Genomic DNA, 17,908 nt, shown 5'->3' with positions numbered 1-17,908 from the left:
GTTTCAACCGAAACCAAATAACAAAAAAAGGAAAGACTTCCTTCATTACTTCAACAATACACCATAAAAATCCTGCTTTCCATAGACCACAAACGTAAACATGACTAAGACTTAAGACGTATTTTCGGGGGTACTTGGATACGGTGGCACATGTTAAGTTGACACAGATACGGTGACAGGCACCGCTCGTGGACACTGTCCACCTGAGATGGACACTGCCACAATTCATTCTGGAAAGTGCTCCTCCTCTTTCCGCTGTTTCATGTGTTACTTGGGCTTTAGTCCAAGAGGAAAACCCAGATATACATAGGATATGAAGGTAAGACATGAAAATATTTCAAAATTAATAGATAGAGGAGTGCGATGAATCAAATGTATCAATCATTCGGAATGCCCTTCGATTATCGATTTGGACAACAAGGAGGCCAACATGGCGGTGGACACCATGGCGGCGGGCATCATGGCGGTGGACATCATGGCGGCGGATTTAATTTAGGTAATGTAGGTGCAGGACTGCTTGGCCTTGGGTTAGGTTATTTAGGTTCAACTCTTGGCGGGGGTTATGGTCCGGGTTATGGATATGGTGGATATGGTCCAGGATACGGTGGTGGATACGGATATCCTGGAGGATACCCTGGGTATGGTCCGGGTTATGGCATGTATGGACCGGGTTATGGTCCTGGAATGGGTGGCTATGGCGGCGGTTTTGGCCAAGGATATTAATCTTATATAAAAGACAAAACGTGTGGTCGATAGGTAAAATAACCTGGACCTCACGTTTTTTTTTATATTATTTAATTATTTTTAATGTTTTTTTGTTTCAGCAGGTGTAAAATGTTTCTCAAAGGAAACATTTCTGTATACGTGCATATATAATACTATTCAAAACATTCAAATTCAAATACAAAAACATAAAAAATAAAGGGAGAAGAGACTATGACGGAAAATCTGCTATTAGCGTTTGGGCTGACCTTATTTGCCGGCCTTGCTACAGGTATAGGAAGTCTGCTTGCATTTTTCACCTCACGTACAAATACGAAATTTCTATCTGTTACCCTTGGATTTTCTGCCGGGGTCATGATTTATGTATCCATGGTAGAGATTTTTGTAAAAGCAAAGGTAGCACTTGTGGATGCCATGGGAGTTGTTCCGGGGAACTGGTTAACCGTGGGCGGGTTTTTCGGGGGTATGCTTTTGATTGCTGCCATTGATAAATTCATTCCAAAGCAATCTAACCCGCATGAATTGAAAACAGTAGAAGATATGAATCAGCCAACCCTAAATGACGGTAAAAAGCCTGACTTATTAAAAATGGGAACATTTACAGCTCTAGCCATTGGTATCCATAACTTTCCTGAAGGAATTGCTACCTTTACTTCAGCATTACAAGACCCTGCTCTCGGGATCGCAATTGCTGTAGCAATCGCCATCCACAACATCCCTGAGGGCATTGCCGTTTCCGTACCTGTATATTTTGCGACAGGTGATAAGAAAAAGGCTTTTAAACTTTCATTTTTGTCCGGCTTGTCGGAGCCGATTGGGGCGCTAGTGGCCTATTTATTCTTAATGCCTTTCTTGAACGATATCATGTTCGGAGTCATCTTTGCAGCTGTTGCGGGGATCATGGTGTTCATCTCACTCGATGAATTACTACCTGCTGCAAAAAGATACGATGAATCCCATCTAGCAATCTATGGCCTCATTGCCGGTATGGCCGTCATGGCACTTAGCCTTTTACTATTCATCTGAAATACATTTAATATTTATATCTTAAAAAACCAGCAGACTGCTGGTTTTTTTGTCAACTTATCGAAAGTGTCCGCCTGGGGTGGAAAATGACCAGGAGTGGTGAACTCCTTTGAGGAGTCACCTTGGTGACAGGCACCAAGCTTCTTTATTTTAAGGTACAAAGTTTCAAGGTTAAGTTTGGGGCATATATTAGATGGAAATTTCCAAAATTTATGGAAGAGGGTGAATTTATTGATGAAAAGGGCCCTTTTTACAATTCCGCTTTGTTTGATACTTATTGGCGTGATCGTTACTTCTTTTGTTCTGATGGGTATTAAGCCAAGTTCTTCGAATATTTCTCAGGCTCAAAAGCTAGCGGAATACACGAAGCCTGCGGTTGTTCGGATTCTTGGCTACTCTGTCGTCCAATGGCAATTCAATAATCCAAATGATCCAGAGGTTGAGGCCATCTTAAGTCAATTAAACTACCAGTCTGTTGTAGGGGGCTCTGGTTCTGGGGCAATTATCAGCTCTGATGGATACATTGTTACAAATGCCCATGTAGTGGAAGCTGCACAGATGGAAGATCAAGATATTGCCAATGCTGCGTTTGATCAGCTTGTTTCGATTATTGCCGATTATTTTCAGATAGACTACGAAACGACGTATGATTATATGCTGACTTATACGCAATATACCGCGATTCAGAAAGTTATTAAAGTCATTTTACCAGGCGGAGACACTCTTGATGGTGAAGTAAAAAGCTATGGCGCCCCTGTCAATGAGGGTAAAGATGTAGCGGTATTAAAGATTGAGGGGAAAAACCTCCCTACCTTAAAGCTGGGGAATTCTGATAATATTCAAAACCAGGATAACATTTGGGTAAGCGGCTACCCGGCTGCAGCCGATTCTGATTTGCTGTCACCTGATTCCTCTCTTGTATCCTCCATGAATGCCGGCCAAATCTCTGCTACGGATAAGAAAACAGAGCAAGGAAGCCCTGTTATTCAAATTAATGCAGCGGCTACACATGGTAACAGCGGCGGACCAGTTATTAATGAAAAAGGTGAAATCATTGGACTGCTCACCTTTAGAGGTGATACCGTAAACGGCCAAGAAGTTCAAGGCTTCAACTTCTCTGTTCCGGTGAATACCGTGAAAGAATTTACAAATCAGGCCGGGGCGAAAAATAGTTCAAGCAACACAGATAAACTTTATAAGGAAGGGCTGGAGCTATACTGGGGCGGCTATTATGATAATGCCTTAGAAAAGTTCGAAGCCGTCCAAAGACTTTATCCGAACCATTCCGAAATCAAAAAGTTTATCACAAATTCAGAACAGCGTGCTGGTGACAGTAAAACCCTATGGTCGGATTATAAGACAATCTTCTACATCGTAGATGGCGTGGCTGCCTTACTCATTATTCTGCTACTAGTATTCACCTTTGCTTTTAAACCGAAAAATAGAACTGCAGCTGCCGCTGCAGCACCACAGATTCCGCCAGCAGCACCACCGCCGCAGGTCCCGGAAAACACCATTCCAGACCTAAATAACGATGGCAAAATTGACGTCCAAGACATCATCCTCGCCCTCCAAGAACAGCAAAAGAAACAACAGAAAAACGACGAAGAAAATAATAACTAGAATCCTGCTGTATTATGAATGTATAAATGGATGTATAAATGAAGGAAAATGAATAAATGGTGACAGGCACCAAGGGATTCCCTTGGTGTTTTATTTTGGTTACAATTCTGGATTCAACGTATAAAAAGTAATAGGAGCTAATATCTATTAATAAACGTTAACTTTAGGAGGAGGAATGACTTCTGAGAGGGATTTTACGGTTGGTTGGTTTCCTCATTTTTATCTTAGGGGTTTATTTGATTTTTACTGAGCAAGTATTTTTCGGGGTTTTATCTATTATATTAGCATTTTTAATTTTCCCTAACCGAAGTAACAGCAAAAGCCACCATTATGATTATGATAACAACTATAGCAGTGATCATTCCTACAGCTCTGACAGTGATTCTGGAGGCGCAGATTCCGGCGGCGGCGGCGGTGATTAATAGAAAAACATCCTCGGGTGAGGATGTTTTTAATTTAAGATTTGGCCGTAATCACTCTTATCGCTTATGTACGCCTTATTCTTCTCTTTTTTGAGGGTTGTTTTCACAAAGTCTATGTGAATAATACAAGAATCATATTATAATGGGAATAAATGCATTTTTTCCTTGTATAGCCAGAACCCACAAAGGTTGTGTTTCGAATGATTTGGTTATATTTTATTATTTCTTATTTTATCGGCAGTATTATGTTTGGCTTTCTTGTCTCGAAAATCATTTATCGTGAAGATATTCGTGTTCAAGGAAGCGGTAATGTCGGTGCAAGAAATGCCGGCCGCCTTCATGGCAAAACGGCTTTTGTACTAATCTTTCTTGGAGATGCACTTAAAGGGGTCTTTGTGATCTTAGCTGCCCGTTACTTGCAATTCTCTGAATCTATTCAACTCCTAGGGCTTGCCCTGGCCATATTGGGCCATATTAAGCCGGTCACCCTGAAATTTAAAGGAGGAAAAGGGATTTCCACCTTCATTGGCGGGATCATTACCTTTGAACCATTACTTGTTCCAGTAATTATCCTGGGTTTTTGCGTCCTCTATCCTTTTATGAAAAGCTTTACTTTAGCCGGATTAGCGACCTTTCTTTTTATCCCAGTGGTACTTTTTATAAAAAATAATGATTGGCTCAGTTGCCTCATAGCATTAGGTATTATCGCGATGCTTTACGCAGCACATGCAGAAAATCTCAAGGAAAGGCTGAAACCTAATGAGTAAGCACGATTTCTTTTTCAAAATTGCCACCACCCCTGATGAATTCGAACAAATCCATCACTTAAATTATCAAACCTTTTCAGAGGAAATTCCACAGCATCAAAAAAATGAGGAACAAAAATTAGTGGATGCTTTCCATACTGAAAATACATATATCATTTGTGTAAAAGACAATGAAGTCATTGGGATGGCTACGGTTCGCGCGAATCGGCCATTTTCCCTAGATCGAAAAATTGGTCCTGTTGAGCAGTCTTTGTCATTTCCAGTTAACTCACCATGTGAAGTTAGATTATTATCGGTCAAAAAAGAATACCGAAATGGCAGAGTATTTTTAGGACTCGCGCAGTTTCTAATTAAATATTGCATAAAAAAGGGTTATGATATTGCTTTTATCTCCGGAACCGTCCGTCAATTAAAGCTTTACGGTCAATTAGGATTTCAACCCTTTGCTCAATTAACGGGAAGTGATGAAGCACTCTTTCAGCCTATGTACTTAACCAAGAAAACATTCGATGAGTCGATAGCAGGAAGAATCCTGCCTCCCTCCATTCCCTTTTTGCCAGGACCAGTCAAAATTTCAAGTAAGGTTATGGATGCATTAGGCAAAACCCCGATTTCTCATCGGTCAGATTTGTATAAAGAGAAGATAGAGAAAGCAAAAAGTATTCTTGGTGAATTGGTAAATAGTAAGTATGTTCATATTTTTCTAGGCTCTGGAACACTTGCCAATGATGTTGTGGCAGGACAGCTGTCCTTAGAAACCGGGCAAGGGTTAATACTGGCCAATGGGGAATTTGGCAATCGTTTAGTACAACAGGCAAAAAGATTTGGACTGCAGTTTGATGTTCTTCAAAAGGATTGGGGACAGGCCTTCACACATGATGAGATTACGGCTAAATTATCGGAAAAAACGAGCTGGATTTGGGCTGTCCATAGCGAAACCTCCTCTGGTATGCTTAATGACCTAGATTTGTTGAAGGAGATCTCAAAACAGCATCAACTCAAGCTTTGCTTGGATTGTATTAGTTCGCTTGGGGCTATAGAGGTTGATTTAGATGGTGTATTTTTGGCAACAGGTGTCAGTGGTAAAGCGATCCGTGCATTAACCGGACTTTCGTTCGTTTTCCATCACCACGTGGTGCAGCCGTCATTAACACTTCCGAAATACCTTGATCTAGGAACCTATATGTCAAAGGACAGCATCCCTTTTTCACAGTCATCAAACCTTTTAGAGGCTCTACTTGCAGCTCTAGAAGATATTACTAGTGAAACCTTTGAAAAAGTAGTGCAAACACACGCTTTGTTACACAATCTTCTTAAACAATTTGGCTTTACCATAATTAGCGAGGAGAACAGTTCACCTATTATTCTCACGATTGAGGTCCCAAGTTCAATTTCTTCCGTTGTGATTGGGGATATATTGTACAACCATGGGTACCAGCTGCACTACGAAAGCGACTACCTGCAGCAAAGAAACTGGATCCAGATTGCCTGTATTGACGACTACGCATCCTCAGATTTGGAAAAAATGGCTCACCTGTTAAATAGAGTCATAACCTATGAGCAAAATGCAATTCAACAAACATTGGTGAATGGTCAATAGAATAACAGATTGAGTCACTGCCAGAAGAATTACTGGCAGTGACTTTTTATTTGATGTCCGCCTGGGGTGGACAGTGTCCACGGGTGGTGCCTGTCACCAAAAATTTTTCATCATTGTTCCGCCATTTTTATCATCGGAGAGTTAAGGCTTCCTGAATGCTTTCATTTGTAATATCCGTTTCTCCCTCTAGGTCGGATATACTTCGAGCTAGTCGGATGATTTTTATTTGGGTACGATTGCTCCAGTTTTTCTTGGATGCAAGTTGGTGGATTAAGTGTTGTTGTTCACGGTTAAGTGGAGTAGTTTTTTGCAGTATGTCGTAGCTGGCTCTGCTGTTGCATAGTTCTTTTCCATACCGCTCATATTGCCTGGTCCGGGCAGTTTCCACTCTTTGCTGAATGGATATTGAAGATTTCTCTCTTTTTTTAATTTCAATTTCTAAATTTACAGGCTGAATTTTAAGTTGGATATCAAATCTGTCACGGAGGGGACCAGATATTCTATTGGTGTATGTTTGAGTCTGCCTTGGCGTACAGGTGCAATAATGTGTATTAGAACCTGCATAACCACAGGGACATGGATTCATGGCAGCAATTAAGATAAAGGATGCTGGATAAGTAAGTGTTGCATGTGTACGACTAATTGTAATTTTGCCATTTTCAAATGGCTGCCGGAGCATATCTAGTGTTTTTTTCGGAAATTCAGCAATCTCATCAAGGAATAATACACCTCGGTGGGCTAAGGAAATCTCTCCTGGCTTAGGATAAGTCCCTCCACCGATTATGGAGATGCCTGAAGCTGAATGATGGGGATTTCGGAATGGAGGATTATTTGCATTTGGATAACTAGTCCCGCTTAATTGATGCAGCGCAATCATTTCTAATTGCGCCTCCTTTGACAATGGAGGCAAAATGGATGGGAAGCTCTCTGCCAGCATACTCTTACCACACCCAGGCGGTCCTGTCATAAGGACATGGTGTCCCCCTGCTGCTGCCACTTCTAATGCTCTTTTTATTCCTTGGTGTCCAATAATTTGATTGAAATCTATAAAGCTTTCACTATGATGTATATCAACCTCAACTGCTTTTGGAGTAAAAAGTGATTTCCTCCTTCCTTCTAAGTTTTCTATCACTTCGTTTAATGTAGATATGTAGAAGATTTCTAGACTTTCAAAGTGGAGGACTGGGAGCTTTGAGTCATATGGTAAGTAAAGCCTTTTTATACCTAATTTTTTCGCAGCCAAAACAGCAGGGAGCATACCTTCAACTGGCACAATACCCCCGTCTAATGAAAGTGCACCTAGGAACCCATGGTTTTCCGGTATCGATATGTCCAGTTCATTTAGACTTAATAGAACACCTATCGCCATAGGAAGATCGAACATTGGACCACTTTTCTTTTGTTCAGACGGTGAAAGATTAATGATTATTTTTTGCCCATTCACGGTATATCCTAGTGACCGAAGTGCAGAAAGAATACGTTCCTTCGATTCTTTTACCGCAGCATCTGGAAGACCAACAATTCGAATAGAATCATTTCCTATAAATGTCCTCACTTCAACATGCAACCGATACCCCTCCATCCCCTTTAATCCAATACTCGTTACTTTTGCACACATGGATTTTCCTCTTTTCTAGAAATCATTAAAACTTTACCAGTGTCGAGTAAAAATAAATCAGCTAGGGGTGATTTTACGTATTCCTCATAATGCTTGGATGCAGGGGAAGGAAAATAGGAAAGCAGATGCTTTGTATCAACTAGATGGCTTGTTTCACCATTCACATAAACGTTGTAACTGCTCCATGGATAGTCCTCTAACTCATCTGCTATTCCAGCTTTTAGTGGATTGAGATGAATATATTTGCTCACATCGAATTCGTAATCAAGGGAATCCAGCAATTCAGCCCCATATCGTTTTTCAAAGACATGTCCGCTGTAATCGTATTTTTTATTGAAGTATTTGGCGTATTTTGTATTGAGGTGACTCATAAGAATGGTAGGAGAAGTGTCTGAAGTTTGAATCTGGAGGTGTGTATGGTTGGTCATTAAACAGTAGGCATGCAGTGTAAAAGGAAAGCGATCCATTGTCTCTTTTAAAAAGCTAAGATACTTTATTCGATCATCGTCATCATAAAAAAGCGTAGATTTCCTATTCCCTCTGTTTGTAATATGGTACTTTGCACCTTGGTACCAAGCACGTCGTTTTCTGCCCATTGTGGTCACTCCATTTCGTTGGATTTTGATTGGTGAAAAATTGATGAGTTGAAAAGCGGGGAAACAAATTACATTAAACTATACCATTCGACACCACCTTCCAAAATCCTCCTTCCTTAGACTGAGAATTCTCATTCATTACACTTTAATGGAAGTTATCTGTATAATTAAGTTAGGAAGGTGAGTTAAGAATGTATTTAGGAAAATTAGAACATGGCAAAGTGATACGCAGATTAAGAATGGAAAGGCAGCTTTCAATTGAGGATGTTGCTGAACGTATTGACATAGAGGTCAAATTTCTTCGGGCGCTAGAAGAAGAGAAATACCCCGATATAGAAATTGGAATCTTTTATTATCTCGCTAAGATTTTTGGAATGAAATTTGCCGATTTATATACAGAGATTGAAAAGGAAAATATAGATTATTTTAGTAGAATTTCAGAATATCCTCGTGGTAACATTAAATTAACAAAACGAAGAGACACACAAAGGAACTTAGTTCTACAAAAGAAAGTTTCATATAACTTCAAAAATAAACTTCCAAAACGTCAACTTAAAAAGAATAAAAATACCATTAAAAATAAACCAACAGCCTCCATTCTGAACGTATGTATTAAATATGACATATTACCTTAAATAAATTCCGTCTAGAATTCAACTGTCCACTCCACACGGACAAATAGGTTCATTTGTCCACGAGCGGTGACAGGCACCAAAAGTGCCACCAAAAGTAAAAGGAGGTATTGTTTTGAAAAAATTATTAATTGTACTATCTGCCAGTATGTTATTTTTTCTTGGAGGATGTTCTTTCCTTAATGACGCACAGGATACGATATCTTATATTAATGAAGCAACTGATTACTTGTCGGCGGCGACTGATTTTGCTAGTGATGCCCCTGCTCTTGCGCAGCAAGCGGTTGGTGACCTTCAGGCTGCTGAGGATCTAAAGACTATGCTTGAGCAAATGCAGGAAACCGTTCAAACCTTTAGTGAAATAGAAGCACCGGATATTGCAGCTGAGCTTCATCAGCAAATTATTGAACAAAACAGTATCATTGTCACTGAAATTGAAACATTTTTAAACAATTTCAAGGATGGGCTCCTTGATCCCGCAATACTTGAAAATACCGAGCTGTTTCAGTCCGTTCAAGATATCACCAGCATTATTGATCAAATACAGCAGCTTAGCGGCGAATAGTTCGTCTCCATATAAAGGAGGAAGAGCTGCATGAAAAAACACCTTATCTTTTCGTTTAATTTATTTTTCATCTTACTAACAGGCTGCAATGTTAAAGGTGAGTACGATATTAAAGGTACAATTATCGAGATTGAAAACAGCAGTATTTTAGTAGAAGATGAGAAATTGGGACTAATCTGGCTCTCTTTACCCGATGGAACAGATGGCCAAGACTTCGAAAAAGGTCAAAGGGTTACAGTCTGGACAGATGGAAAAATTCGAGAGTCCTATCCCTTACAGGGAAACGCTTTGAATATTGAGGTTATTAAATAGGAAAACAGGCTGACAAAATCGAGCCTGTTTTTTTCTATTTAACTATTTATTTGCCATGCTTCAATCAAACACTGATTAGCTGCCTTATTGGACTAGTAACTAAAACAAAGCGCTCTTTAGCACAGAGCCGCTTTGTTTCTTCCTACTCATATCGAAGCGCTTGTATGGGATCAAGCTTAGACGCTTTATTCGCTGGAAATACACCAAATACAACTCCAATAAATAAAGAGAATACAAATGATAACAGCATGACAGGTACAGAATACGCAATGACTGTTCCTGTTGCTAAAGTAAATATTTGAGCACTTATTACTCCAATTCCAACCCCTATTATTCCGCCTAATGAGCTTAAAACCATTGATTCAATGAGAAATTGAAGAAGAATATTTCCCCGTTTTGCTCCGATTGCTTTTCTGATACCAATTTCTTTGGTACGTTCTGAAACGGATACAAGCATTATGTTCATAATACCGATTCCGCCAACGATAAGAGAAATAGCAGCACTTCCGCCTAACATGATTGTCATGGTTTCATTAACGGATGTTGCTGTTTCCATTAAATCTTCTTGACTGGATACACTATAACTATCAGCATCCCCAATAATTGTATACATGGTTTGTTCGATACGACGTGATGTAAAATTAATCATATCTTCATTTTCTACCTTTACATAGACTGACGCAATTTCTGTTGTAGAGGCTAAGCGTTGTCCCGTGCTAAGGGGTACAATAATGGTACTGTCTCCGCTTGTTCCTAATGAACTTCCCACCGATTCAAGAACCCCGACAACTTTATAAGACGTTCCATTCACCTGAACAGATTCTCCAACCGGATCACCTAAGCCAAATAATGTTTGTGCTGTGTCTGAGCCAAGTACTGCTATTTTTGAATGGTTTTCATTATCCAAGTCAGCGATGAAACGCCCTGATTGCAGCTGCAAATCACGAACATCTAAGTATGAAGAAGTGGTTCCGGTCATTGACACCTGTGCATTCGATTGTCCATTTTTCACAGTTACTCTTCCAGAAATAGTTGGAGCAATTGCCTCTACGCCATAAACATCCTGAATTTGATTGGCATCCTCTTTTTTAAAACTAACATCTGCACCCGTTACACTTACGGTTAATACGTTTGTACCCAGGCTGCCAATTTGATCTTGCACTTCTTTCGTTGATCCTTGTCCGATCGCAACCATGACAATAACAGAGGAAACACCGATAATAATACCCAGCATCGTCAGGAATGCTCTTACTTTGTTTCCTTTAATGCTTTTCAGTGCCATTCTGATTGTCTGCAAACCATTCACCTCCATCCTCATATAATTGACCGTCGTGTATACGAACGACACGATTTGCTCGTTTTGCTACTTCTAAATCATGTGTAATGAGAATAATCGTATGTCCCTGCTCATTTAACGAACTCATCGTCTCCAAGATTTCCTTACTAGTTTTACTATCTAGTGCACCAGTTGGTTCATCTGCTAATAAAATAGGAGGCTGTCCAGCCAGCGCGCGCGCAATGGCGACACGTTGCTGCTGGCCCCCTGATAATTGAGCGGGTAAATGTTGAGCTCTATCTGTCAATCCTACTTTTACTAACGCCTCTAAAGCAATTTCTCTTCGTTCCGCACGCTTCATTCCGCGATAAATGAGAGGAAGCTCTACATTTTCCACCGCTGTTAGCTTTGGTATAAGATTAAAGTTTTGAAAAATAAACCCTATTTTTTCATTTCGAATGGCCGCAAGCTGGGAGCTCTTCATTTTCCCTACTTCTTCATGATCTAACATGTATTCACCTGAATCAGGTCGATCCAAGCATCCAATCATGTTCATAAATGTTGATTTTCCGGAACCTGATGGACCTATGATAGAGATAAAATCACCCTTTTGAATATCCAGAGATATATCTTGAAGAGCCATTACCGTTTCGCCGCCAAGTTCATACATTTTCTTCATGTTTTTAATTTGAATAATCGGCTCGAGTATAGTCATCAGTTTCCTCCTTGTCCGCCGCCTGATGGAGCTCTGTCACTTGATGGAGCTGCGCCTCCATTTCTTCCTCCAGTGTTACCGCCTGGGAAGCCGCCGCCTTGAAAGTCCCCGCCTGGCATCATCAGACCTCCTCTAGAAGAATTACCACTAGATTGGACTCTCGGTATTTGAACAGAATCTCCTTCTCTCAGCCCACTTGTAATTTCTACAAACGTATCATTTGAAATCCCCGTTTCTACTGTTATTTTGCTTGTTGATTGTGTTGAATCATCTGAAGATGCAGGAACGAGTACATATTTTTCATCTCCACTTGTATACACTGCTTCTACCGGAACGTATAGGGCATTCTCTTTACTCTCAATTGAAATACTTGCTTCTGTTGACATACCCATTTTCAAGTTCTTTGGATCTGTAATTTGAACGGTTACGTCAAATGTAGAAACTCCATTTGTTGATGTACCTGACGTTGCTACTTTCGTTACAGTCCCTTCGAATGTTTCATCTTCAAAGGCACTTGCTGTAATTTTTACTGCTTGTCCTTCTTTTACTTTTGTAACATCTAATTCATCAACACTAATGGTTGTTTGCAATGTGCTGTAATTTGTTATGTGCGCAACTGTCGCTGAACTTTGTACAGAATCACCGCTTACAACAGAAAGACTTGTAATTGTCCCTGCAACTGGAGCTTGTAAGATGCTTCCATCTGTAAAGGTTACAAGTGTTGCACCTGCTTCTACAGCATCTCCTTCTTTCACGCTGACAGTATCCGCTGTTAAGCCGCTTCCACCGCTTGCCCCATCTGAACTTGCACTACTGTCTCCTCTTGTTACAGGTAATACAACTTCATCTTCATCTTCCATACGAAGCAGGATTGTTCCTTGTGAAGCACCACTGCCGCTTTGCACACTAACGGATGTGATTTCTCCATCGTAAGCTGCTGTCACAACATCACCATTTTTAAAAGTTACAAGCGTGTCACCTTTATCTACTGTATCTCCAGCTGCTACACTAACACTTTTTACAACAAGAATGGTATTGGCTGCTGTTACATCTTGATCTGTAATGGCTGTAACTGAACCCGAACCACTAACGGCTACCTCTAATTTTCCTTTTTGTACGGATGTTGTTTGTGCTGCTGCCTCAACACTTTGAGTTTGATCTGATTTACCTAATAAAAACCAGGCACCAGCGAAACCTATTACAACAATAATGACCGAAATAATAATCCACTTTTTCAAATTTATCTTCCTCTCTATTATTGAGTTTGGCCAGATTGATCTTGACCCGGTTGGAATTGATTATTACCCGGGGCCATCTCACCGCTGCCTCTTCGTCCCATTTCTGAAAAATCGGGGGTCGTACTTTGTCTGTAAGCTACATACCCTACTCCAATCGCTGCGCACGTACTTATTGCCAAATTCAAAATGAGTAAAATATTGATTAGACTTTGTTTGGTTTTCTCCATTTTTATTCCTCCTTGTTTCATGTTGATAAGTATTATGGATTCCGTTCCTTAAACTTTCCTTAAAAATTCAACATGTCATATTTTTTTAACATTTGCTTATTTGCTTAATAGAATGGTCCTATTCCATTCATAATTTATTCATACTTATCCCTTATTCTTGATTTAGAATAGTGCCTATCCTCTCTTCTAGAAAGAAATACAGGAGGTATATGTATGATAAAAATAATAAACCTTATCTTAGTTGGGGTTTTAGTAATAACAGGATTTTTCTTTTTTTCCAAAAATAAGACTTCGGAAGATGAGGTTATTACAGGCGTGGCAGAAGAAAAGCTTCTATCAGAACAAACCACTGTTTCAGAGGATCAAAAAATTCCAGAAGAAATGCTGCTAGACGTACCCCTGCTTAATCAAATGGATTCGCCTCAGCTCTATAATGGTTGTGAAGTGACCAGTCTAGCGATGATTCTCAATTATAAAGGAATTTCCGTTACAAAAAATCAACTAGCTCAGGAGATTACTAGAGTTCCATTGCAATATAGTAATGGAGAAAATGGGAATCCCAACACGGGATTTGTGGGTAATATGGAGGATGGACCAGGTTTAGGCGTTTACCATGAACCTATTTTTGAATTAGCCGAGAAGTATCTGAATGCTGCCGACTTAACCAGTTCGTCATTTGACCAATTAATAGAAGAAGTAGCAAACGGAAATCCCGTTTGGGTGATCACAACTTCGACCTTTGCACCTGTTTCTGAATTTGAAACATGGCAGACACCAGAAGGAAATATAGATATTACTTATAACATGCACAGTGTCGTGATAACTGGTTATGATTCTACGAATATTTATATTAACAATCCGTATGGTACGAAAAATCAAAAAGTAGACCGGAAAAGCTTTATCCAGGCTTGGGAACAAATGGGGAAACAAGCCGTTGTTCTATATTAAAAAGGGGTGTCGTTTTGACACCCCTTTTATAGTTCACGATTATAAAATTGTAAGTATCCTAGTTTCCAAGAGATAAATGCGCTGAGAATGACGGCGCTAATCATGAGAATGAAAAACAGCCAGTCAATTCGGGACACAGTAATTTCACGGTAAAATATCCGATTTTTTTCTCCAGTAAAGCCTTTTGATTCCATTGCCAGTGCAGTTCTCTCTGCTTTGCGAATCGCTCCTGCAAGAAGTGGTATAACGTATCGTTTCAGCTGCTGTACTTTTTCAGGGATGGTTCGTGCCCGTGCTACACCCCGCACTCGATGCACATTTTGCAAAGTTTGAAACTCTTCCTTGATTAACGGCAGGAAACGATATCCGGCCATGATTCCATAGGCGAGCTTTGGCGGCATTTTGCATTGCTGCATTAAACTGAGGAGAAAATCGGTTGGCTTTGTCGTTAACGTAAACATAATCGATAACGTGGCAAAGCTTAATACCCGGAGGCCGAGTGAAACACCTCTACGAAATCCTTCAGCTGTCAGCGTCAAAAACCCCCATTGCCATTGGACGTTATCCCCGTCTTCTAGCCGTGGAAACAGCATGGTAGTCCAGACATATATCAAAGCGATAAATAAAAACGGTGCGAGTAACAACAGCCATTTTTTAAAAGAAACCCGCCCGAATAGAATGGTCAACGTCACAGACCATAGTATGGTTAATAGCGGTGTAATGGGATCGAAAAATATCGATAAGATCAAGATGGAAATGACAATAGCGAATGCTTTTATACTCGGATTTACCTCATGTAGCAACATGAATCTCTCTCCTTACGCTTTCAACTTCCAGCTGTTTTCTAAAAGGCAGCTTTAACCTTGCCGTATCTACCACTTCATGGTTTTCCCACAAGCTCTCTGGCGGCCCGGAGAAAATCAACTCTCCTTTATTTAACACATGAACAGTATCCGCGTATTGGTCAACAAGTTCCATATCATGGGTAATCATAAATACGGCGCCATTTTTTTCATCAAGGACTCTCATAATTTCATAGGCTGTGTTTGCATCCTGACCAAATGTCGGTTCATCAAGGATCAGCAGGTCCTGTTCATGAACCAGCATGGTTGCAACACTCAACCGCCGTTTCTGGCCTTGACTAAGTGTAAAAGGATGAGAATTTGCATGTTTTTCCAATCCTAATTTCTCAAGAATTGCAAGAACGATTGATTTGTCTTCTAGACCAAAGGCAATTTCCTCATAAACACTATCTGCGATAAATTGGTGTTCAGGATTTTGAAAAACATAACCTAATGCCTGATATAAATCCTTCTCCTTCCACTTAGAAAGTGAAAGGCCTTTAAAATGAATTTCACCTTGCGTTACAGGAATTAATCCCGCTAAACTTTTTGAGAGAGTTGTCTTCCCTGAACCATTTGCGCCAACAAGTGCTGTTAGTTCTCCTTGATGAATACGTAGATTTATATTTTTCAAGTAACCACGCGCAGAAAGTCCATTGACTTCGAGAATGGGATCCCTTTTGGTAATGGTTTTGATTTCTTTTTTAAAGAAATCAGGTGAATTCAAAAGCCCTGACAATAATTCATGATGACGTAATGGAAGTCTCTCCCCTTTAAACAGGCCAGCACTCTTCGCCTTAATTCCTGCTTCCACTACTTTTGGCAGCCAAATGCCTTCCTTTTGTATGTAAGGAGCAAATTCTCCAAAACATTGTTCAGGGGTTCCATCAAAAAGGATTCCCCCGTCAGAATCAAGGACAAGACAGCGATTAATCAACTCGATCCAATCATCAAGCTTATGTTCAATAACAATCAGCGTAAAGTGATGTTCTTTTTTTAAAGCAGTAATCGTCTCCACTAGTTCTGCGCTAGACAGCGGATCAAGATTTGCAGTCGGCTCATCGAGGATGATCACTTCTGGCTGAAGAGCCAAGACACAAGCAAGCGCAAGCTTCTGCTTTTGTCCACCAGATAGGGTATGGATGGTCGTCTTTCTTTCAGCTTGCAAGCCTACCATCTCTAGTGCATTATCAATCTTAGCTTCCATTTGGGCCCGCGGTATATGGAAATTCTCCAGTCCAAACGCAACCTCTTCCTCAACGGTCAGCATGCAGAATTGACTTTCGGGATCTTGAAAAACGATCCCGATTTTTTGATTGAGCTCACCAGGTTTAAAATCATCCAGGTTTTGACCCTCAAAAGTAAGGGTCCCTTTCAATTCTCCTTCCACTGCTTCTGGATATAACTTGTTGAGGCAGTACGCAAGCGTACTTTTTCCAGAACCGCTGGGACCTAGTAACAGGACAGATTGATTTTTGATAATCGAAAACGTTAAGTCGGTAAAAATATCACTATCTTCGTAGCTGAATCCCAATCCTTCCGCATTAATCTGATGTTTAAACGGTAACATTGCGCTTATGTTCCTTTCCTAATGGAAAACTGTTTAAGGCCCCTGTTTTTGCGAGTCCTTCACTTAAATATTTGCCAAGTAACCCTGCCAGTAATGCTCCACTTACTAACCGAACAAAGAACATTGCAGTTACATACCCCGGCGAAAGGGCAGCATATCCAGAAACATAAAAGCCCCAAGCAAAGCTAAATACTGACGAACCCATACCTGCAGCCATTAATACCCAGGTTGAATAATTTTTCCACTTTGTGGCAGCAAAAGCTGCCTCCGCACCTAAACCTTGAATTATGCCTGAAAGGATTAACTGCGGTCCAACGGCGTTTCCAAGCAATACTTCAACCGTGGCTGCTACGGTTTCCGATAGAAAAGCTGCTCCTGGCTTGCGGATAATATAAGCAGCAATAATCGAGACGATAAACCAAATTCCAAAAATAATATCATAGCCAATTAAGCCGAAAAAGCCGAAAAGAACATTACCGAGTTGGACAAACAACAGATAGACGACTGCAAAAACAACAGCAAGTACCGATAAAACAATGACTTCACGGAGCTTCCATTTCGCAAGCATTTATTTTCCCCCCTTTTTTGATGGGCTGTTAGCTGACATCGCTACTGTCATCACAATATGGGTTGAATCGCTATCGTGAGCACCTTGAAATGCGTCCTCAAGCGTTTTGAACACCTTATTCGCATCACCATCAAGTCTTGAGGCATAGTGAACGCCTTTTGTGAAAGTTCCCTGGTCTTGAGCAAGTTTACACTGATCCATAATCACATTCATATATGTAGGAATTCCCATTGGATATAGCGCAAATTGGACTGCAACATCTTGTTTGATTTGCAGTGATTTTTCTTCATTTAAGCGATCAGCGTTTTCGGAAAGATACACATCACCAGCGGAATCTCCAGGACAGCCATTCGAAAAAGTTGCCTGAAGCACAACATGGTCGCCGTTTTTCGACGACTCTAGGAAAATCGCTTTTACGACGTCAAACACATGCTCAGAGCGGCCCCTGACACATGTACTGACATCGTCAGTTTCCATCCAAACTTTACTTGTATCCACCTGTTCTAATGCTGATAGAATAATATCTACAAATCTATCGGACATCGGATAAATCGAAAAACGCGCCCCTGTGATTTCACTTGTTCCACAAAAATTAGTCATAATACAATACCCCCATTGATTTTTTGGCAACAAAAAAACT

The 17,908-nt window shown here is 40.4% G+C and carries 20 protein-coding genes; 10 read left to right on the top strand and 10 right to left on the bottom strand.

What is annotated here, in order from left to right; all coding sequences use genetic code 11:
* Nucleotides 1–363 precede the first annotated feature (363 nt).
* The 6 genes from SFC47_RS08320 (at nucleotide 364) to SFC47_RS08295 (ending at nucleotide 6,161) form a co-directional block, all read left to right on the top strand.
* Nucleotides 364–723, top strand: a complete 360-nt coding sequence (locus SFC47_RS08320; RefSeq protein ID WP_411253815.1) for a hypothetical protein — start codon at nucleotides 364–366, stop codon at nucleotides 721–723.
* Between the two features lie 213 nt (nucleotides 724–936).
* Nucleotides 937–1,749 (top strand): zinc transporter ZupT, encoded by an 813-nt coding sequence (gene zupT / locus SFC47_RS08315; RefSeq protein ID WP_411253814.1) that lies wholly within the window; start codon nucleotides 937–939, stop codon nucleotides 1,747–1,749.
* A gap of 234 nt (nucleotides 1,750–1,983) precedes the next feature.
* Entirely contained in the window at nucleotides 1,984–3,372 is a 1,389-nt protein-coding gene (locus SFC47_RS08310) for a S1C family serine protease (protein ID WP_411253813.1), read from the top strand.
* Between the two features lie 200 nt (nucleotides 3,373–3,572).
* Nucleotides 3,573–3,794 carry a hypothetical protein gene (locus SFC47_RS08305; RefSeq protein WP_411253811.1) on the top strand — a complete coding sequence of 74 codons (222 nt, stop codon included), beginning with the start codon at nucleotides 3,573–3,575 and terminating at the stop codon, nucleotides 3,792–3,794.
* 200 nt (nucleotides 3,795–3,994) lie between these two features.
* The gene (locus SFC47_RS08300) at nucleotides 3,995–4,561 is read left to right on the top strand and encodes a glycerol-3-phosphate acyltransferase (protein WP_411253809.1); all 567 of its coding nucleotides are present in this window, start codon (nucleotides 3,995–3,997) and stop codon (nucleotides 4,559–4,561) included.
* Nucleotides 4,554–6,161 (top strand): aminotransferase class V-fold PLP-dependent enzyme, encoded by a 1,608-nt coding sequence (locus SFC47_RS08295; protein ID WP_411253807.1) that lies wholly within the window; start codon nucleotides 4,554–4,556, stop codon nucleotides 6,159–6,161. The genes SFC47_RS08300 and SFC47_RS08295 overlap by 8 nt, the downstream gene beginning before the upstream one ends.
* A 130-nt stretch (nucleotides 6,162–6,291) precedes the next feature.
* Here the strand turns inward: SFC47_RS08295 and SFC47_RS08290 are convergent, their stop codons facing one another.
* Nucleotides 6,292–7,779: a YifB family Mg chelatase-like AAA ATPase gene (locus SFC47_RS08290; RefSeq protein ID WP_411253806.1), complete on the bottom strand. Its 1,488-nt coding sequence runs from the start codon at nucleotides 7,777–7,779 to the stop codon at nucleotides 6,292–6,294.
* The gene (locus SFC47_RS08285) at nucleotides 7,764–8,375 is read right to left on the bottom strand and encodes a transposase (RefSeq protein ID WP_411253804.1); all 612 of its coding nucleotides are present in this window, start codon (nucleotides 8,373–8,375) and stop codon (nucleotides 7,764–7,766) included. Before SFC47_RS08285 ends, SFC47_RS08290 begins: the two co-directional genes overlap by 16 nt.
* A gap of 191 nt (nucleotides 8,376–8,566) precedes the next feature.
* Here SFC47_RS08285 and SFC47_RS08280 point away from each other — a divergent pair, with 191 nt between their 5' ends.
* The 3 genes from SFC47_RS08280 (at nucleotide 8,567) to SFC47_RS08270 (ending at nucleotide 9,884) form a co-directional block, all read left to right on the top strand.
* Nucleotides 8,567–9,010 carry a helix-turn-helix domain-containing protein gene (locus tag SFC47_RS08280; protein ID WP_411253802.1) on the top strand — a complete coding sequence of 148 codons (444 nt, stop codon included), beginning with the start codon at nucleotides 8,567–8,569 and terminating at the stop codon, nucleotides 9,008–9,010.
* 112 nt (nucleotides 9,011–9,122) lie between these two features.
* The gene (locus SFC47_RS08275; RefSeq protein ID WP_411253801.1) at nucleotides 9,123–9,572 is read left to right on the top strand and encodes a DUF6376 family protein; all 450 of its coding nucleotides are present in this window, start codon (nucleotides 9,123–9,125) and stop codon (nucleotides 9,570–9,572) included.
* 30 nt (nucleotides 9,573–9,602) lie between these two features.
* Complete coding sequence (locus SFC47_RS08270; RefSeq protein WP_411253799.1) at nucleotides 9,603–9,884, top strand: DUF3221 domain-containing protein; 282 nt, start codon at nucleotides 9,603–9,605, stop codon at nucleotides 9,882–9,884.
* A 142-nt stretch (nucleotides 9,885–10,026) separates the two neighbouring features.
* Here SFC47_RS08270 and SFC47_RS08265 read toward each other — a convergent pair whose 3' ends face one another.
* From SFC47_RS08265 to SFC47_RS08250, 4 genes are read right to left on the bottom strand one after another with little or no spacing between them, the layout of a single operon-like run.
* Nucleotides 10,027–11,190, bottom strand: coding sequence for an ABC transporter permease (locus tag SFC47_RS08265; protein WP_411253798.1), 1,164 nt, complete (start codon nucleotides 11,188–11,190; stop codon nucleotides 10,027–10,029).
* Nucleotides 11,147–11,875 (bottom strand): ABC transporter ATP-binding protein, encoded by a 729-nt coding sequence (locus tag SFC47_RS08260; RefSeq protein ID WP_411253797.1) that lies wholly within the window; start codon nucleotides 11,873–11,875, stop codon nucleotides 11,147–11,149. The genes SFC47_RS08265 and SFC47_RS08260 overlap by 44 nt, the downstream gene beginning before the upstream one ends.
* Nucleotides 11,875–13,113 (bottom strand): efflux RND transporter periplasmic adaptor subunit, encoded by a 1,239-nt coding sequence (locus tag SFC47_RS08255; protein ID WP_411253795.1) that lies wholly within the window; start codon nucleotides 13,111–13,113, stop codon nucleotides 11,875–11,877. The genes SFC47_RS08260 and SFC47_RS08255 overlap by 1 nt, the downstream gene beginning before the upstream one ends.
* A gap of 17 nt (nucleotides 13,114–13,130) precedes the next feature.
* Nucleotides 13,131–13,340 (bottom strand): hypothetical protein, encoded by a 210-nt coding sequence (locus SFC47_RS08250; RefSeq protein WP_411253794.1) that lies wholly within the window; start codon nucleotides 13,338–13,340, stop codon nucleotides 13,131–13,133.
* A gap of 213 nt (nucleotides 13,341–13,553) precedes the next feature.
* On the opposite strand from SFC47_RS08250, the gene SFC47_RS08245 reads away from it, so the two are divergent.
* Entirely contained in the window at nucleotides 13,554–14,288 is a 735-nt protein-coding gene (locus SFC47_RS08245) for a C39 family peptidase (RefSeq protein ID WP_411253793.1), read from the top strand.
* Between the two features lie 26 nt (nucleotides 14,289–14,314).
* On the opposite strand, the gene SFC47_RS08240 is transcribed toward SFC47_RS08245, so the two are convergent.
* Genes SFC47_RS08240 through SFC47_RS08225 form a run of 4 tightly spaced genes read right to left on the bottom strand, consistent with a single transcriptional unit; the run spans nucleotide 14,315 to nucleotide 17,871 of the window.
* Complete coding sequence (locus SFC47_RS08240; protein WP_411253792.1) at nucleotides 14,315–15,094, bottom strand: energy-coupling factor transporter transmembrane component T family protein; 780 nt, start codon at nucleotides 15,092–15,094, stop codon at nucleotides 14,315–14,317.
* Entirely contained in the window at nucleotides 15,081–16,700 is a 1,620-nt protein-coding gene (locus SFC47_RS08235; RefSeq protein WP_411253791.1) for an ABC transporter ATP-binding protein, read from the bottom strand. The genes SFC47_RS08240 and SFC47_RS08235 overlap by 14 nt, the downstream gene beginning before the upstream one ends.
* A complete protein-coding gene (locus SFC47_RS08230) occupies nucleotides 16,687–17,268 on the bottom strand; it encodes an ECF transporter S component (protein ID WP_411253790.1) in 582 nt (193 codons plus the stop codon). Before SFC47_RS08230 ends, SFC47_RS08235 begins: the two co-directional genes overlap by 14 nt.
* Nucleotides 17,269–17,871 carry a YkoF family thiamine/hydroxymethylpyrimidine-binding protein gene (locus tag SFC47_RS08225; protein ID WP_411254090.1) on the bottom strand — a complete coding sequence of 201 codons (603 nt, stop codon included), beginning with the start codon at nucleotides 17,869–17,871 and terminating at the stop codon, nucleotides 17,269–17,271.
* Nucleotides 17,872–17,908 lie beyond the last annotated feature (37 nt).

This window comes from Neobacillus niacini, assembly GCF_046591715.1.
In the GTDB taxonomy this organism is placed as follows: Bacteria; Bacillota; Bacilli; order Bacillales; family Cytobacillaceae; genus Neobacillus; species Neobacillus niacini_L.
Note: the sequence above shows the minus strand (reverse complement) of the source record. Positions and strands in the feature narration are given on the sequence as shown.

Coding starts and splice junctions, on each gene's coding strand:
- SFC47_RS08320 (WP_411253815.1), top strand. CDS start 364: ATGAATCAAATGTATCAATCATTCGGAATGCCCTTCGATTATCGATTT.
- zupT (WP_411253814.1), top strand. CDS start 937: ATGACGGAAAATCTGCTATTAGCGTTTGGGCTGACCTTATTTGCCGGC.
- SFC47_RS08310 (WP_411253813.1), top strand. CDS start 1,984: ATGAAAAGGGCCCTTTTTACAATTCCGCTTTGTTTGATACTTATTGGC.
- SFC47_RS08300 (WP_411253809.1), top strand. CDS start 3,995: ATGATTTGGTTATATTTTATTATTTCTTATTTTATCGGCAGTATTATG.
- SFC47_RS08295 (WP_411253807.1), top strand. CDS start 4,554: ATGAGTAAGCACGATTTCTTTTTCAAAATTGCCACCACCCCTGATGAA.
- SFC47_RS08290 (WP_411253806.1), bottom strand. CDS start 7,779: ATGTGTGCAAAAGTAACGAGTATTGGATTAAAGGGGATGGAGGGGTAT.
- SFC47_RS08285 (WP_411253804.1), bottom strand. CDS start 8,375: ATGGGCAGAAAACGACGTGCTTGGTACCAAGGTGCAAAGTACCATATT.
- SFC47_RS08280 (WP_411253802.1), top strand. CDS start 8,567: ATGTATTTAGGAAAATTAGAACATGGCAAAGTGATACGCAGATTAAGA.
- SFC47_RS08270 (WP_411253799.1), top strand. CDS start 9,603: ATGAAAAAACACCTTATCTTTTCGTTTAATTTATTTTTCATCTTACTA.
- SFC47_RS08260 (WP_411253797.1), bottom strand. CDS start 11,875: ATGACTATACTCGAGCCGATTATTCAAATTAAAAACATGAAGAAAATG.
- SFC47_RS08250 (WP_411253794.1), bottom strand. CDS start 13,340: ATGGAGAAAACCAAACAAAGTCTAATCAATATTTTACTCATTTTGAAT.
- SFC47_RS08245 (WP_411253793.1), top strand. CDS start 13,554: ATGATAAAAATAATAAACCTTATCTTAGTTGGGGTTTTAGTAATAACA.
- SFC47_RS08240 (WP_411253792.1), bottom strand. CDS start 15,094: ATGTTGCTACATGAGGTAAATCCGAGTATAAAAGCATTCGCTATTGTC.
- SFC47_RS08235 (WP_411253791.1), bottom strand. CDS start 16,700: ATGTTACCGTTTAAACATCAGATTAATGCGGAAGGATTGGGATTCAGC.
- SFC47_RS08230 (WP_411253790.1), bottom strand. CDS start 17,268: ATGCTTGCGAAATGGAAGCTCCGTGAAGTCATTGTTTTATCGGTACTT.